Origin of the sequence: Pseudomonas sp. C9-3 (assembly GCF_032392015.1) — a bacterium.
GTDB lineage: Bacteria > Pseudomonadota > Gammaproteobacteria > Pseudomonadales > Pseudomonadaceae > Pseudomonas > Pseudomonas nitroreducens.
Window position 1 is genome coordinate 4233121 of the sequence record NZ_CP135919.1, and the last position, 13595, is coordinate 4246715.

Sequence of the window (13595 nt, forward strand, 5' to 3'; positions counted from 1 at the left end):
ACCTGCATGTGTTTTGACTTGAGTTGTTAAAGAACGCACAGCACCTGAACTATCCAGATCCAATCCGCGCAGGTCGATGTCATCTCTTCCGCCTGGCCGGTATCAAGCGTCCTTTTTGCCAGGAACGCGCAATGGTTTCACTCAGATGGTGGCACGCAATTTGGCGGTGGTTGGCAAGTCTTTTTCCTCGGCAATTCTCCGCACCGAAATCAGGTTGGCAGCGAACCCGACGCGGCACACCAGCACGCTCGCCGCGTAAACCTGAGTGGGTCGTGGATGAACTGGTTCGCCTCAAGGCTTTGATGCCAAAGGCGGGCTATCGGCGCATCGCCGATAGCTTCAATCGCTTGCATGCCCAGCGGCGACAGATGACGGTGAGCAAGTCGTTCGTGGCTTACACCTTGCGTCGAGAACGCTACGCGGTGGTATGCAAGCGGCGAAAACTGCGCAGACGTAAGCCTCACTCACCAAATAAAAATGCTGTGTGGGCGATGGACCTGACCGGCAAGCAGGATATCCACGGACAACAGCACACCCTGCTCGGCGTGATCGATCACGGCACACGATACTTGCTCGAACTGAAAGCCGTGCCGAACAAATCCGCCTGGACGCTGCTGGGCTATCTGTTTCTGGCAATTGGACGTTATGGAAAACCACGAGCCTTGCGGACCGATAACGAGCGGATATTCACGGGTTGGGTATTTCCCAAAATATTGCAGTGGGCCGGCATTCGCCATCAACGCAGCGAGGTGGGTTGCCCCTGGCAGAACGGGCGGATTGAACGCTTGTTCGGCACGCTGAAACGCAATCTCGACCAATGGCGAGTGCTGGATGGAGAACAACTTCAGTCCGCCCTGAAAACTTTCACCTTCTGGTACAACGCGGTTCGGCCGCACCAGAACCTGGACGGACGAACGCCGCTGGAGGCCTGGACTGGCATCGATCCGTATCAGCACGTGCCGAAGCGGGTGGAATGGTTTGAAGCCTGGAACGGTTTGCTAAATGGTTTCTATCTGAGCGGGTAGCGGCGACTGTGCATTCGCGCCTGGGAAAGCACCTGTCCACGGAGCAGGAGGATTCGCCTGAGCCAACAGCGAGAAACACAGGAAATTGGGAGGTTTACAGCGGGACAGTCAGCCGAAAAACTGACAGGCAGGAGGTAACGGAGGAGCATTTCGACGGCTCATCCACGAAAACTACCCCGCCAACTGGCGGGGAAATCAGTTTGGACACTTGGACAGGACAAACGAGTGTCCGGCGCCGTGGTCGGCGGCGCCTCGCTGGGCGCCTTGCCAGGGAGCTGCTGGAGCTCCTCCAGGCGCTTCTGCTGCTCACGCAGGAGTTGCTCCTGGCGTTGACGCTGGAGGTCGTTGTCACCCGGTGTGGGCAGTGGTGCAGCAAAGCTTGCCGAAGCACAGCAGAATGCCAGGGCCGGCATCCAGCCACGGTAGAGAACACGCATCCTTACGATCCCTGTCTTCTGGCCACACGGCCAGTCCATCCCAAAAGACGGATTGGATCATATTTGATACATGATGCCCTTAGGCCATTATCCCGATGAAATGTAGGTTGTTTCCCATTTTCCGGGAGACATTCCGCACAAGTAGCATTTACCTGTGCGTCCGATTGTCACGGTTTCGGCACGAGCAGCAATTGCCGGGAGAAGGATTCGCGCACACCAGGATGCCCTTTTAATACCGGGCGCTTGCTGCTCAATAATGGGGAGGAGGTGCCTCGTCTTCCGAGACGCCAACCTGCCCCTGCAAGTCTTCCAAGCGCTTGAGCAATGCTTGCATCTGCAGGCGCAGGCGCTCGATCACCCGCTCCTGCTCATAGACCACATCACTCATTGTCTGTAGCGCGTCATCCTGGAAGGCCAGTCGGCTCTCCAGATCGGCCATTCGTTTTTCCAGATCCATCACTTACTCCTGGCTGAAGCGAAAACCATCGCCCAGCACCATGCGCAACCTCTCGCGTATGCGAGCCAGCTCTTCTTCTTTATAAGGCACAGCCGGGTGCTTGCCCCAAACCGGGCCCGGCCAGGCGGCATCGCTCGTCTTGCGCACAATGACGTGCACGTGCAGTTGACTAACGACGTTGCCCAGGTTGGCGACGTTCATCTTGTCCGCATCGAAAGTGTCCTTGAGCACTTCGGCCAGTTGGGTCGCCTCGCGCCAAAGCTGCTGCTGGTCAGCGACGTCCAGCTGGAATATTTCGCTGACATCCTCGCGGCGCGGCACCAGGATGAACCAGGGGTACTGTGAGTCATTCATCAGCAGCAGGCTGCTCAGTGGGAAATCCCCCAGTGCAACGGTGTCCTGCTGGAGACGGGAATCCAGGGCGAACATAAGACTTCTCCTGCTCGACGAGCCTTGTTTTAGCCTAGCTCCGCGAAGGAGCCGAAGGGCGCGAAGAATACTAGAGAGCCGTTGCGGCGAACATGCTCAGGCGCAGCCCCATCCCGGAGCAAGCTGGCCAGGGCCTTGCCCCAGGATCGGGCATGACGCGAATTGGCATATCCCGACAACAGGCGCGTGCAGGAAACCACACGGCAATCCCGCCCATCAGCGCTGAAAAATCGTTTAAACAGCGGGATCTGCGGGATGTCGGAAAACGACATCGGCGCGCTTCCATGTTGCAAATCCCCAACAGAAGCCGTGAAATGCGCCAACACGTCGCAAGACGCGCACTGTGAAAGCGGCTCCGGGCATTTGTGCACGGTTGTTGCTAGAGGCAAGGACATCGCTCCGACGGCCACCCCTTTCAGAAAGTGGACGCGAAAGCGTGAGAAAGCATGAAGTGGTTGAGGGAGAATAAAACCACAAGACTGAAGCAACATTGGAGCAATGGGGGGACAACCTCTTTTTGCAACATCGAAACTGCTTGAATGCGACATGCTTCATGCAGCTTTGCGACAGTCCCGTAACGTTTCCGTGTGTTTATTTGGGCAACTATCGCCAACTGAACACGCGTGCTATAAGTTAGCGCCGACAAAAAGAATGAGCCGTCACCGCGGCACTGTGATGGCAGATAATTTCAAAACCAAAGGAGCAATCACAATGAAAGTGATGAAGTGGAGCGCCATCGCCCTGGCGGTTTCTGCAGGCAGCACACAACTGGCAATGGCCGAACCCTTCGTAGGTAATCAGGCTGACGCTAAAGGCTTTGTCGAAGACAGCAGCCTGAACTTCCTGGTTCGCAACTACTACTTCAATCGCGATCAGCGCAATGGCGGCGGTAACGTTGCCGACGCCTCCAAAGCCAGTGGCTACAAGAACGGCTACCGCGAAGAATGGACCCAGGGCTTCTGGGCCAACTACAACTCTGGCTTCACCCAGGGCACTGTAGGCTTCGGCGTTGACGCCTTCGGCTACCTCGGCCTGAAGCTGGATTCCGGCCGTGGTCGTACCGGCACCGAGAACCTGGCAATCAGCGACGACGGCACCCCGCAGGATTCCTTCGGCAAAGCTGGCGGCGCTATCAAGGTTCGCGTTTCCAAGACCGAGCTGAAAGCCGGTGACATGCAGCCGACCGCACCGGTATTCGCCGTAGGCGGCACCCGCCTGCTGCCCCAGACCGCTAGCGGCCTGGCCATCATGAGCAGCGAAATCGACGGCCTGGACGTCGAGGGCGGCCACTACTACTCCGGCACCAGCCAGAACGACACCAGCCACGACGGTGAAATCTGGGCCAACTACGCTGGCGTAACCGGCAAGACCGCAGACTTCGTTGGCGGCAAGTACGCCTTCTCCGACAACTTCAGCGCATCGCTGTACGGCGCCAAGCTGGAAGACGTCTGGAACCAGTACTACACCAACCTGAACTACACCCTGCCGATCGCCGACGACCAGTCCCTGGGCTTCGACTTCAACTACTACCGCACCAGCGATACCGGTTCGGCCAAAGCTGGCGACATCAGCAACAATGCCTTCTCGCTGGCAGCCGCCTACACCCTGAGCGCGCATACCTTCACCCTGGCCTTCCAGAAAGTGAATGGCGATACCCCGTTCGACTACATCGGTATCGGCGACAACAACAAGGGCGGCGACTCGATCTTCCTCGCCAACTCCGTTCAGTACTCCGACTTCAACGGCCCGGGCGAAAAATCCTGGCAGGCTCGTTACGACCTGAACATGAAAGAGTACGGTGTGCCTGGCCTGACCTTCATGGGCCGCTACATCAACGGTAAGGACATCGACGGCACCAAGGCTGTTGGCACCGCTTACGATGGCCTGTACGGCGAAGACGGCAAACACCACGAAACCAACCTGGAAGCCAAGTACGTGATTCAGGAAGGCGCCGCGAAGGACCTGTCCTTCCGCATTCGCCAAGCCTGGCACCGCGGCAACTCCGACCAGGGCGAAGGCGATGTGGACGAGTTCCGTCTGATCGTCGACTACCCGCTGTCCGTGATGTAATTCACGACGACGCGCTGGTATTAAAAAGCCCGGCTTCTGCCGGGCTTTTTTATTGCAACTTACCTACAACTTCGAACGTATCTGTTACATCGGTAAAACATAGGTCCCGGTCACATGGGCAACCAACTCCTCGGGATTGCTGACCGAATAGACAGATACCTCGCAAACCACCTGCCGACGCCCCAGCTTCAATATCTTGGCTTCCGCCAACAAGTCTTCCGGCTTGGGTTTGCTCAAGAAGTTGATATTGAGGTTGGAAGTAACAGCCATCTCGACGTTATCCAGCTGCGCCAGAATCACTGCGTACATCGCCGCATCCGCCAGTGACATGATGGTCGGCCCGGAGACCGTGCCCCCCGGACGCACCATCCGCCCGTGGAACGGAACCCGTACGAAGGCGCTGCGTCCTTCCAGTGCATCGATGCGCAGATCCATGTCGTCCGCCATGGGCAATCCCGCGCGAATGAACGCCTGTACCTGCGCCGCAGTTAAACGACTCACGCCACTCCTCCCTCTCCGTCCGCCGCGCCCTGTACGCAGCCAGACCTGCACCGTACAATGCCCAGCCTATATTCCCCTTCGCAACCGACAAAACGGCCAAAGATGCGTACCAGTCAGTACCTGCTGTCCACCCTGAAAGAAACCCCTTCCGATGCGGTCGTGATCAGCCATCAGCTGATGCTGCGCGCCGGCATGATCCGCAAGCTGGCGTCCGGTCTGTACACCTGGCTGCCAATGGGTCTGCGGGTGCTGCGCAAGGTGGAGACCATCGTTCGCGAAGAGATGAACGCCGCCGGTGCCCTGGAAGTGCTGATGCCGGCCATCCAGCCCGCCGAACTGTGGCAGGAATCCGGTCGCTGGCAGCAGTACGGCCCCGAGTTGCTGCGCCTGAAGGATCGCCATGACCGCGACTTCTGTGTCGGCCCGACGCACGAGGAAGTGATCACCGATCTGGCGCGCAACGAGCTGAACAGCTACAAGCAGCTGCCGATCAACATGTACCAGATCCAGACCAAGTTCCGTGACGAGATCCGTCCGCGCTTCGGCCTGATGCGTGGCCGCGAGTTCATCATGAAGGATGCCTACTCCTTCCACGCCAGCCAGGACTCGCTGCAGGCGACCTACGACGTCATGTACGGCGCGTACAGCAAGATATTCACCCGCCTCGGCCTGGATTTCCGTGCCGTGCAGGCGGACAACGGCTCCATCGGCGGCAGTGGTTCCCACGAATTCCACGTACTGGCCGGCTCCGGTGAAGACGATATCGTCTTCGGCGAGTCCACCGACTACGCCGCCAACATCGAGAAAGCCGAGGCCCTGCCCCGCGAGACCGCTCGTGGCGCTGCCAGCGAAGAACTGCGCCTGGTCGATACTCCCGAGACCAAGACCATCGCCGCCCTGGTGGAGAAGTTCGGCCTGCCGATCGAGAAAACCATCAAGACCCTGGTGGTGCACGCCGCCGAGGAAGGCAAGCTGATCGCCCTGATCGTCCGTGGCGACCACGAGCTCAACGAAATCAAGGCCGGCAACCACCCGCTGGTGGCCAGCCCCCTGCAGATGGCCAGTGAAGCGGACATCAAGGCCGCCATCGGCGCCGCGCCCGGCTCCCTCGGCCCGCTGAACCTGCCGCTGCCCTGCATCATCGACCGCTCCGTGGCACTGATGAGCGACTTCGCCGCCGGCGCCAACGTCGACGACAAGCACTACTTCGGCGTGAACTGGGAACGCGACCTGCCGGTACCGGAAGTCGCCGACCTGCGTAACGTCGTGGAAGGCGACCCGAGCCCGGACGGCAAGGGCACCCTGATCATCCGCCGCGGCATCGAAGTCGGCCACATCTTCCAGCTCGGCACCAAGTACAGCGAAGCCATGAAGCTTTCCGTACTGGGCGAGAACGGCAAGCCGGTCACCCTGATCATGGGCTGCTACGGCATCGGTGTATCCCGTGTGGTCGCCGCCGCCATCGAGCAGAACTACGACGACCGCGGCATCCTCTGGCCGGCCGCCCTGGCGCCCTTCCAGATCGCCATCGTGCCGATGAAGTACGAGAACGAGGCCGTGCGCGCCGCCACTGACAAGCTCTACGCGAACCTCACCGCCGCTGGCTTCGAAGTGCTGCTGGACGACCGCGACAAGAAGACCAGCCCCGGCGTGAAGTTCGCTGACATGGAGCTGATCGGCATCCCGCACCGCATCGTGGTCAGCGAGCGCGGCCTGGACGAAGGCACCCTGGAGTACAAGGGTCGCCGTGACGCCGAGTCGCAGCCTGTCGCCCTGTCCGACCTGCAAGCTTTCATCACGGCCAAGATCGGCAACTGAGCAGAGCGATGTCCACCCGAAGTACCTCAAGCCTCGTGGCTGCCGCCCTGTGCGGCAGCCTTCTGCTGAGCGGCTGCGCCAACCAGCTGCCGCAACGCAGCGAGCATGAAGAGCGTGTCGAGCGCAAATTGCTCGACCACAGCCTGCAGATCGACGTGGGCACCCCGGGCACGCTGGAACTGCCGCAGCGCCGTATTCGCGTGCAGGAACAGAAGACCTTCGAAGTCACCGAGTTCGAGGTCACCCGCCGCTACGACCGCTACACGCCGTACCAGGGCTGGCGCAAGGTCTACGAAATGCCGTTGGGCGTCGTGGCCTTCGTTGGCGGTATCGGCGCCAACGTGGTCAACGTGTTCGCCCTGGGCAACCTGCCCGAGAGCGTCACCCGTGGCTGGATCCGCTACGGCATCGACGGCATGAATCCGTTCATGAACGTCGAATCCAACGGCCGTGCCGAGCAGAACCTGGCCTCGATCGACGAGAAGCAGCGCGACAAGCGCACCGAGTACTCCAGCCTGCCCTGGTCGGAGCGCCCGGTGACCGTCACCGCCGGCAAGAACTCCCAGGAGCTGCTGACCGACCGTCACGGCGTGCTGCGCCTGAACCTGCTGGAAGGCCCGTTCAGCGACGACGAGGTCAGCCGCATCGGCCGCCTGCAGTTCAGCGCCCAGGACCCTTCGGACGATACCCGCGCCGATGCCAGCCTGCTGGTCAGCCGCTCTCTGCGCGGCAAGCTGCAGGAAGCCCACGCGCTGATTTACGATGACCTGGAAGGTGACGATGTGCACCACTGGGTACACCGGGTGAAACGCCTCTCCGACCTGGGCCTGGAAGAGGAAGCCAGCGAACTGGAACAGAGCCTGATCGAGCTGACCCGCAACGATCCGGAGCTGCAGAAGGAGTTCCTCCACAGCCTGATGACCGACGCCGGTCGCCTGGCAGCGGACCCCGGCGTCAGCAACTGACGCCTAGCGGCGAACGATGAAGCCGGTGATGCCCTGGGGTGTCATCGGCTGCAGCTCCACCGCCGCCACCTTCGCCTTCACCGGTCCGCGGGCCAACCATTTCTCCAGCTCGCGCACCGCATCCTCCTCGCCTTCGACCAACAGCTCGACGCGCCCGTCGTCGAGGTTGCGTACCCAGCCGTCGAGTTCCAGGCGCTCGGCCTGTTCCTGGGTGCTCTGGCGGTAATAAACACCCTGTACCTTGCCACTGATGTAGCCGTGCAGACAGATCCTGGCCATTACTGCTTCTCCTCACGCAACGCGCCAAGGCGCGCCAGCACGCCGGCGGCGGTCTGCTCGCCGAGCAACTGCTCGCGCAGCTTGCCCTCAGGGTCGACGATGTAGGTTACAGGCAAGGCTTCACTGCGCGGCAGGCTGAACCGCGGCGCAGGGTCATCAGCCAGCACGGTGTATTGCACACCCAGCGCCTGTGAAGCCTTTGCCAGGTCCGCATCGCGCAGCCCATCGAAGTTCACCCCCAGCACCCGGAAGCTCTTGGCCTTGCCCTCCTCCGCCAGGTGATTCAGCTCGGGAATCTCCTTGCGACAGGGCGCACACCACTCGGCCCAGTAATTGATAACTAGCCACTGGCCATCCACGCCGGCAGCGGGTACTTTCTGTCCATGCTGATCGGTGCCATAGTCCGCCGAGCAGCCGGCCAGGATCAGGCCGGCCATCAAGCCCATCACAATACGGAGCCGCACTCCCATGCCTTCAATCCTCGTGTATGCGGGGTGGTCATGATGCTCAATGCCCTGCGCCTGGAGGTGCCGGACATCCTCGAAGAAGACACCGAGGCAATGAGCAACCTGGCGGCCGGGCTCCAGGAATCGCGGCAGCAGCCCCTGCAGGAAGGTTTGCAGAAGGCCCTGGGCACGCTGTTCCGCCTCAACCGATGCGCGCTGACCTTACTGGAAAGGCAGCGCGCCCTGCAAAGCCTCAGCGAAGAATACCGGCATTACGAACGGCTGATCCGCCAGGAAAAGACGCCGCCGGCATTGTTCGTGCACTTCTGCAGCGAGCTGGCCGCCGGCTTCAAGCGCCTGTTGCTGCAGATCCTGCACGGCCACAAGCCTTCGCGGCCGCACATGGCCTGGTGCTTGTACATGGCCCAGCATTTCCTCGCCCAGGCCCTGCTGCGCCATTACCAGCAATACCAGCAGCCGCCCGGCAGCCTCTGGCGTGACAGCCACCTGCTCTACTGGATCGGCGAGCATCAGGAGTGCCTGGACGAGCCGGTTGCCGCCGCTTTCGACCCGGTGCCCGCAGGCACCTTGCGCGGGCTGTACCAGCAGATCCTGCTGCTGGCCCTGAGCAATCCCTTCCACCTGACCGAAGGGGAAGCCCCGCAACTGTTCAGCGCGCTGGCACCACTGGCCGCGCTGGGTCGACTGCTGCCCTGGGACGATGAGGAACAGGAAGGCTTCGTGGTCGACCAGGGCTCCGATCAACCTTGCCTGGCTGCAGAGCAGGCAAGCGATGCCCCGAAGGAGCAACTGCGCCGCCTGGAACTGGGCGCCCTGCTGATCGCCCTGCACGATCCCGCGCCGCTGCGTCGACTGGAGCAAGGCGCACTGCTGGACCGCGTCCGCCACCACTGGCTGGGCCACCAGACCCGCCGCCATGAACGTGCAGAACAAACCGGCAACTGCCGCGTGGTGGTCGGCCTCCCGGCCATCCAGCAGCACCTGCTGGACAGCTCAGCCAGCCCTTGCCGGGAAGCCACTCTGATGGACGCCAGCGCGGGCGGCGCGCGCATTCTCTGTTCCGGCCAGCAGGCCGGGCAGCTTCCGGTGGGCCAACTCCTCCTGATCCCCAGCAATGGCGGCACTCCTACCCTGGCCGTGGTGCGCTGGCGACACCTCAACAGTGACGGGCTGCACCTGGGCCTGCGTTATCTCAAAGGGCTTCCCCGCCCGGTCTGGCTGCGCCGTGCACCTGACGCGCAGCGTCACCCCGGCGTGCTGCAGAGCACTCCGGAACCGGGCAACGGCTGGTATCACGGGCTTTGGGTCGCCCAGGGGCAATTCGTCGAAGGCGAGAACCTCTGGCTGCAACTGGCCAGCTTCGACAACCAGACCATCCTGCCCCTGCCGGCAGCCAACCTCAGCACGCCACTGGTAGCTCGGCACCCGCTGCGCCTGGCCTGATTGTCGATTTTGGGAGAGATGTCACAGGCAAGATCGGCAGTAGGCCCGATATGCCAGGCATCTGCCTCCTTATAATTCGAACGTTCGTTCTGACTCTCGGGACGATTCTCGCTCGCCGATAACTCAGCGGCCTTCAGAATGCGACTGGCGCCATGCACGCCAGCCTCCAGCGACAGGACAGCCAGATGCAGCCTACAGACCAGCTTGTCAGCAAGGTTCCCAGCCATATTGTCGCCAGCGCCCGGCCGGCCAATGCGGCGAATGGAGGACGGCTGGCCGACTTCAATGTCGCGGTCTGGCTACATCTGCCCGGCGTGGCGGACCTGCCGGTGACGCTGTTGCTCAGCTACCGCGATGGGGAGCGCAGCCGGGAAGTGGTGATCGACCATGGCACGGTCAATAAACAGAGTCGCATCCTGCTCTCGGGTGTGGCTCGACTGCCGTTTTCCCTGCGGATCGAGGATGCGCAGATCAAGCTTCGCGCGGCCATTCCCTTGTCGCGGGTGATTGCCGAGGAAGTCTTCATGCAGGCGGTGGAGCAGCAGGCAGGCGCCGCGCGTCCAGTAGCCACCAGCCTCTGAAGAATCAGCCCAGCTGCCGCACCAGGGTTTCATCCGACGGCTCGGCCGCAACGGTCTCGGCGCTGTCGTGCGGGACGGACGGCAGGAGCGACTCAGGCCAGCTGCTGAATTGCAGACCAGTGATTCGATTCAACCGCTCCAGGGCGCTCGTCAGATCGCGCTGATGCAGGTGCACTACGTTGTTCTGGTCTTTTTTCATGGATTCGCTGGCCTTGGAGGAACTTCTGAAGGACTCCTATGTCCTGAAACCTCCATAGCCAGAACTGTGCCAATTCTGAAATAGCGAGAATTGGCGCATTTCTGAAGTGGTACAAAGCCGCGACAGAATCAGATTCGCCGCAAACTGACGTTTTGCGTCACTCGGAATGTGACGGCTTCAACCATTTCGCCAGGCTATCGCCGAACAGCTCCTGCCGGTCGGCCTGATAGCGCGCCAGCGTTTCCCGCAAGTGCGGGTACCACGGCTCATCCAGAGTCGCCGGCAAGGCCTCCAGGCACGGCAATGGCCAGGGGCTGCGGTTGAGCAGGTGGTGCAGGCTGTAGCTGCCCAGGTCGCGGCACAGCACCCAGGCCGCGGTGGTCGAACCGGCACGGCAGACCAGTTGCTCGCCCTCCAGGAAATCCAGCACCTCTTCCCACTCGTCTTCCGGCAACAACCAGCCCGCCCGATGCAAATGCGCCAGACGCGTCGGCAAGCCATGGCGCTGGCGGTCGAAGAACACCCGCAGTACGCCGAGGATCACCAGCAGACGCGGCATGGCGCGTCGACGCCAGAGACGGGTCGACGACAGGTTGCAGACCAGTTCCGCACCGAATAGCACGATCAGCCACGACAGGTAGATCCACAGCAGGAACAGCGGCACCGTGGCGAAGGCGCCGTAGATCAGCTTGTAGCCGGGGAAGAAACTCACATAGAAGCCGAACAGCGACTTCGCCGCTTCGAACAGGATCGAGGTGAACACCCCGCCGGCCAGTGCGTGCAGGAACGGCACCCGAGCGTTGGGTACCGCCGCATAGATCAGGGTGAAGGCCGCCACGCTGGCCAGCAGCGGCATGAACTTCAGCAGCATCGCCGCGCCCGGCAGCGCGTGGGGGCCGGAGAGCAGCGACAGCGAGGTGATGTAGGTGGACACGGCGAAACCGGTCCCCAGCAGCAACGGGCCCAGGCTGAGGATCGCCCAGTACAGCAGGAAGCGCGTTACGCCCCGGCGCGGCTGACGTACACGCCAGATGGCGTTGAAGGCCTTCTCGATGGTCACCAGCATGGTGAACGCAGTCACCGCCAGGAAGGCCACGCCCAGCCAGGTCAGATGGCGCGCCTGCACGGTGAAGTTACGCAGGTAGGCCTCCACCGCCTCGCCGGTAGAGGGCACGAAGTTGCGGAACACGAACAGCTGGATGCGCTCCCCCATACCCTCGAAGGCCGGTACGGCCGAGAGCATGGCGAAGGTCACCGTCATCATCGGGACGACCGCGAACAGCGTGGTGTAGGTCAGGGCCGCGGCGCTGTTGGGCGCCTTGTCGGCCAGGAAGCGCTGGACCAGATAACGGCCGAATTCGACCAGGCCCTGCAAGCGTTCGTGCATGAAGTGTCCTTTGGCTGCACTGAAAAAACCGTCCTCGTAGATCGCGGCGAACGACAGCGGTTCAGTCCAGTCCGAGGAGGCGGTTAGAATAGCCGCCACTTCATCGGCCTTGCGAGTCCCGGCACATGAGCCAGATTTCACTTTTTCATAATCCGCGCTGCTCCAAATCCCGCGGCGCCCTCGAACTGCTCGAGGAACGCGGCATCCAGCCCGAGATCATCCGCTACCTGGAAACTCCGCCCAGCGCGGCCGAACTCAAGGCACTGCTCGGCAAGCTGGGCATCGGCGCGCACCAACTGCTGCGCACCGGCGAGGACGAATACAAGGAGCTGAACCTGGCCAACCCAGCACTGGGCGACGACCAACTGATCGAGGCGATGGCCAGCCATCCCAAGCTGATCGAGCGGCCGATCCTCATCGTCGGCGACAAGGCGGTGATCGGCCGTCCGCCGGAGAAGGTACTGGAGATCCTGCCTTGAGCACGCCTTACGTCCTGGTCCTCTACTACAGCCGCCACGGCGCCACCGCCGAAATGGCCCGGCAGATTGCCCGCGGCGTCGAGGCCGGCGGCCTGGAAGCGCGCGTGCGCACGGTGCCGGCGGTGTCCACCGAGTGCGAAGCCGTCGCCCCGGACATTCCGGCAGAAGGCGCGCTCTACGCCACCCTGGATGACCTGAAGTGTTGCTCCGGCCTGGTCCTCGGCAGTCCGACCCGCTTCGGCAACATGGCCGCGCCGCTCAAGTACTTCCTCGACGGCACCAGTAGCCTGTGGCTGACCGGTGGCCTGGTAGGCAAGCCGGCGGCAGTCTTCACCTCGACCGCCAGCCTGCATGGCGGCCAGGAAACCACCCAGCTGTCGATGCTGCTGCCACTGCTGCACCACGGCATGATCGTCACCGGCATTCCCTACAGCGAGCCCGCCCTGCTGGAAACCCGCGGCGGCGGCACGCCCTACGGCGCCAGCCATTTCGCCGGCGCCGATGGCAAGCGCAGCCTGGACGAACACGAGATCACCCTGTGCCGCGCGCTCGGAAAGCGTCTGGCCGAAGTTGCCCGCAAACTGGAGAGTTGAATGGCCCGCAAGAACAAACCGCTGCCGTCCATGGACTGGCTCAAACCCCGGCTGGCCGCCAGCCGCGCGGTCGCCCTCGGCAGCTTCATCGGGCTGATCCTGCTCATCGTCATCTGGGACCTGCTGTTCGCCGACGCCCACGGCGGCGCGCGCTGGGTCCCCTGGGTGTTCCTCGGCTTCAAGCTGCTGCCGCTGCTGGTGGTAGCGCCAGGCATCCTGATCGGCAGCGCTCGCGGCCATGCCTGGGCGTGCTACGTGATCAACCTGTACTTCATCCTCGGCGTGCTGAATGCCTTCGATCCCAACCACGCCATCTTCGGCTGGGCGGAGATCATCCTCAGCGTGTCGCTGTTCTGCTCGGCGCTGATGTACACGCGCTGGCGCTTCCAGTACGACCGCAAGCTGGCTGGTGAAGGCCAGGAACCGCAGCAGGAAGCGACGAGCGCCTGATAAGGGAGTCAGGGA

General features: G+C 62.2%; 17 protein-coding genes. 9 read left to right on the forward strand and 8 right to left on the reverse strand.

What is annotated here, in order from left to right; translation table 11 throughout:
- Positions 1-272: 272 nt before the first annotated feature.
- On the forward strand, positions 273-1025 hold the full coding sequence (locus RS899_RS19350) for an integrase core domain-containing protein (protein WP_315807858.1): 753 nt from the start codon (positions 273-275) through the stop codon (positions 1023-1025).
- Between the two features lie 687 nt (positions 1026-1712).
- Here the strand turns inward: RS899_RS19350 and RS899_RS19355 are convergent.
- Genes RS899_RS19355 through RS899_RS19365 form a run of 3 tightly spaced genes read right to left on the reverse strand, consistent with a single transcriptional unit; the run spans position 1713 to position 2620 of the window.
- Positions 1713-1919, reverse strand: a complete 207-nt coding sequence (locus RS899_RS19355; RefSeq protein WP_169937314.1) for a SlyX family protein — start codon at positions 1917-1919, stop codon at positions 1713-1715.
- A 3-nt stretch (positions 1920-1922) separates the two neighbouring features.
- Positions 1923-2348 carry an HIT domain-containing protein gene (locus RS899_RS19360; protein WP_315807859.1) on the reverse strand — a complete coding sequence of 142 codons (426 nt, stop codon included), beginning with the start codon at positions 2346-2348 and terminating at the stop codon, positions 1923-1925.
- 29 nt (positions 2349-2377) lie between these two features.
- Entirely contained in the window at positions 2378-2620 is a 243-nt protein-coding gene (locus RS899_RS19365; RefSeq protein WP_054907482.1) for a hypothetical protein, read from the reverse strand.
- A gap of 439 nt (positions 2621-3059) precedes the next feature.
- On the opposite strand from RS899_RS19365, the gene RS899_RS19370 reads away from it, so the two are divergent.
- Complete coding sequence (locus tag RS899_RS19370) at positions 3060-4418, forward strand: OprD family porin (protein WP_054907481.1); 1359 nt, start codon at positions 3060-3062, stop codon at positions 4416-4418.
- An 84-nt stretch (positions 4419-4502) separates the two neighbouring features.
- On the opposite strand, the gene RS899_RS19375 is transcribed toward RS899_RS19370, so the two are convergent.
- Entirely contained in the window at positions 4503-4865 is a 363-nt protein-coding gene (locus RS899_RS19375; RefSeq protein WP_139092991.1) for a PaaI family thioesterase, read from the reverse strand.
- Positions 4866-5021: 156 nt separating this feature from the next.
- On the opposite strand from RS899_RS19375, the gene RS899_RS19380 reads away from it, so the two are divergent.
- Together RS899_RS19380 and RS899_RS19385 are read left to right on the forward strand one after the other, a co-directional pair.
- Entirely contained in the window at positions 5022-6737 is a 1716-nt protein-coding gene (locus tag RS899_RS19380) for a proline--tRNA ligase (protein WP_315807860.1), read from the forward strand.
- A gap of 8 nt (positions 6738-6745) precedes the next feature.
- A complete protein-coding gene (locus tag RS899_RS19385; RefSeq protein ID WP_315807861.1) occupies positions 6746-7702 on the forward strand; it encodes a hypothetical protein in 957 nt (318 codons plus the stop codon).
- 3 nt (positions 7703-7705) lie between these two features.
- Here RS899_RS19385 and RS899_RS19390 read toward each other — a convergent pair whose 3' ends face one another.
- The gene (locus RS899_RS19390) at positions 7706-7981 is read right to left on the reverse strand and encodes an acylphosphatase (protein WP_315807862.1); all 276 of its coding nucleotides are present in this window, start codon (positions 7979-7981) and stop codon (positions 7706-7708) included.
- Entirely contained in the window at positions 7981-8451 is a 471-nt protein-coding gene (locus tag RS899_RS19395) for a TlpA disulfide reductase family protein (RefSeq protein WP_054907478.1), read from the reverse strand. The genes RS899_RS19390 and RS899_RS19395 overlap by 1 nt, the downstream gene beginning before the upstream one ends.
- A gap of 30 nt (positions 8452-8481) precedes the next feature.
- Between RS899_RS19395 and RS899_RS19400 the strand changes: the two genes are divergently transcribed.
- Both RS899_RS19400 and RS899_RS19405 read left to right on the forward strand, forming a co-directional pair.
- Positions 8482-9891, forward strand: coding sequence for a PilZ domain-containing protein (locus tag RS899_RS19400; RefSeq protein ID WP_315807863.1), 1410 nt, complete (start codon positions 8482-8484; stop codon positions 9889-9891).
- 185 nt (positions 9892-10076) lie between these two features.
- Positions 10077-10472, forward strand: coding sequence for a hypothetical protein (locus tag RS899_RS19405; RefSeq protein WP_054907494.1), 396 nt, complete (start codon positions 10077-10079; stop codon positions 10470-10472).
- Between the two features lie 4 nt (positions 10473-10476).
- Here RS899_RS19405 and RS899_RS19410 read toward each other — a convergent pair whose 3' ends face one another.
- On the reverse strand, positions 10477-10671 hold the full coding sequence (locus tag RS899_RS19410; RefSeq protein ID WP_315807864.1) for a hypothetical protein: 195 nt from the start codon (positions 10669-10671) through the stop codon (positions 10477-10479).
- A gap of 157 nt (positions 10672-10828) precedes the next feature.
- Positions 10829-12058, reverse strand: coding sequence for a YihY family inner membrane protein (locus RS899_RS19415; RefSeq protein ID WP_054907475.1), 1230 nt, complete (start codon positions 12056-12058; stop codon positions 10829-10831).
- 125 nt (positions 12059-12183) lie between these two features.
- Between RS899_RS19415 and arsC the strand changes: the two genes are divergently transcribed.
- The 3 genes from arsC to RS899_RS19430 are packed head-to-tail and all read left to right on the forward strand — an operon-like array spanning position 12184 to position 13580.
- Positions 12184-12537, forward strand: a complete 354-nt coding sequence (gene arsC / locus RS899_RS19420; RefSeq protein ID WP_315807865.1) for an arsenate reductase (glutaredoxin) — start codon at positions 12184-12186, stop codon at positions 12535-12537.
- Positions 12534-13130 (forward strand): NAD(P)H:quinone oxidoreductase, encoded by a 597-nt coding sequence (gene wrbA / locus RS899_RS19425; RefSeq protein WP_315807866.1) that lies wholly within the window; start codon positions 12534-12536, stop codon positions 13128-13130. The genes arsC and wrbA overlap by 4 nt, the downstream gene beginning before the upstream one ends.
- Positions 13131-13580, forward strand: a complete 450-nt coding sequence (locus tag RS899_RS19430; protein WP_054907472.1) for a DUF2069 domain-containing protein — start codon at positions 13131-13133, stop codon at positions 13578-13580.
- The last annotated feature ends 15 nt before the right edge of the window (positions 13581-13595 follow it).

What these genes read in the sequence shown, in the direction of transcription:
- arsC (WP_315807865.1), top strand. Translation starts at nt 12,184, where the DNA reads ATGAGCCAGATTTCACTTTTTCATAATCCGCGCTGCTCCAAATCCCGC.
- RS899_RS19430 (WP_054907472.1), top strand. Translation starts at nt 13,131, where the DNA reads ATGGCCCGCAAGAACAAACCGCTGCCGTCCATGGACTGGCTCAAACCC.
- RS899_RS19405 (WP_054907494.1), top strand. Translation starts at nt 10,077, where the DNA reads ATGCAGCCTACAGACCAGCTTGTCAGCAAGGTTCCCAGCCATATTGTC.
- RS899_RS19365 (WP_054907482.1), bottom strand. Translation starts at nt 2,620, where the DNA reads ATGTCGTTTTCCGACATCCCGCAGATCCCGCTGTTTAAACGATTTTTC.
- RS899_RS19390 (WP_315807862.1), bottom strand. Translation starts at nt 7,981, where the DNA reads ATGGCCAGGATCTGTCTGCACGGCTACATCAGTGGCAAGGTACAGGGT.
- RS899_RS19355 (WP_169937314.1), bottom strand. Translation starts at nt 1,919, where the DNA reads ATGGATCTGGAAAAACGAATGGCCGATCTGGAGAGCCGACTGGCCTTC.
- RS899_RS19395 (WP_054907478.1), bottom strand. Translation starts at nt 8,451, where the DNA reads ATGGGAGTGCGGCTCCGTATTGTGATGGGCTTGATGGCCGGCCTGATC.
- RS899_RS19380 (WP_315807860.1), top strand. Translation starts at nt 5,022, where the DNA reads ATGCGTACCAGTCAGTACCTGCTGTCCACCCTGAAAGAAACCCCTTCC.
- RS899_RS19375 (WP_139092991.1), bottom strand. Translation starts at nt 4,865, where the DNA reads ATGGCGGACGACATGGATCTGCGCATCGATGCACTGGAAGGACGCAGC.
- RS899_RS19360 (WP_315807859.1), bottom strand. Translation starts at nt 2,348, where the DNA reads ATGTTCGCCCTGGATTCCCGTCTCCAGCAGGACACCGTTGCACTGGGG.
- RS899_RS19370 (WP_054907481.1), top strand. Translation starts at nt 3,060, where the DNA reads ATGAAAGTGATGAAGTGGAGCGCCATCGCCCTGGCGGTTTCTGCAGGC.
- RS899_RS19415 (WP_054907475.1), bottom strand. Translation starts at nt 12,058, where the DNA reads ATGCACGAACGCTTGCAGGGCCTGGTCGAATTCGGCCGTTATCTGGTC.
- RS899_RS19385 (WP_315807861.1), top strand. Translation starts at nt 6,746, where the DNA reads ATGTCCACCCGAAGTACCTCAAGCCTCGTGGCTGCCGCCCTGTGCGGC.
- RS899_RS19400 (WP_315807863.1), top strand. Translation starts at nt 8,482, where the DNA reads ATGATGCTCAATGCCCTGCGCCTGGAGGTGCCGGACATCCTCGAAGAA.
- RS899_RS19410 (WP_315807864.1), bottom strand. Translation starts at nt 10,671, where the DNA reads ATGAAAAAAGACCAGAACAACGTAGTGCACCTGCATCAGCGCGATCTG.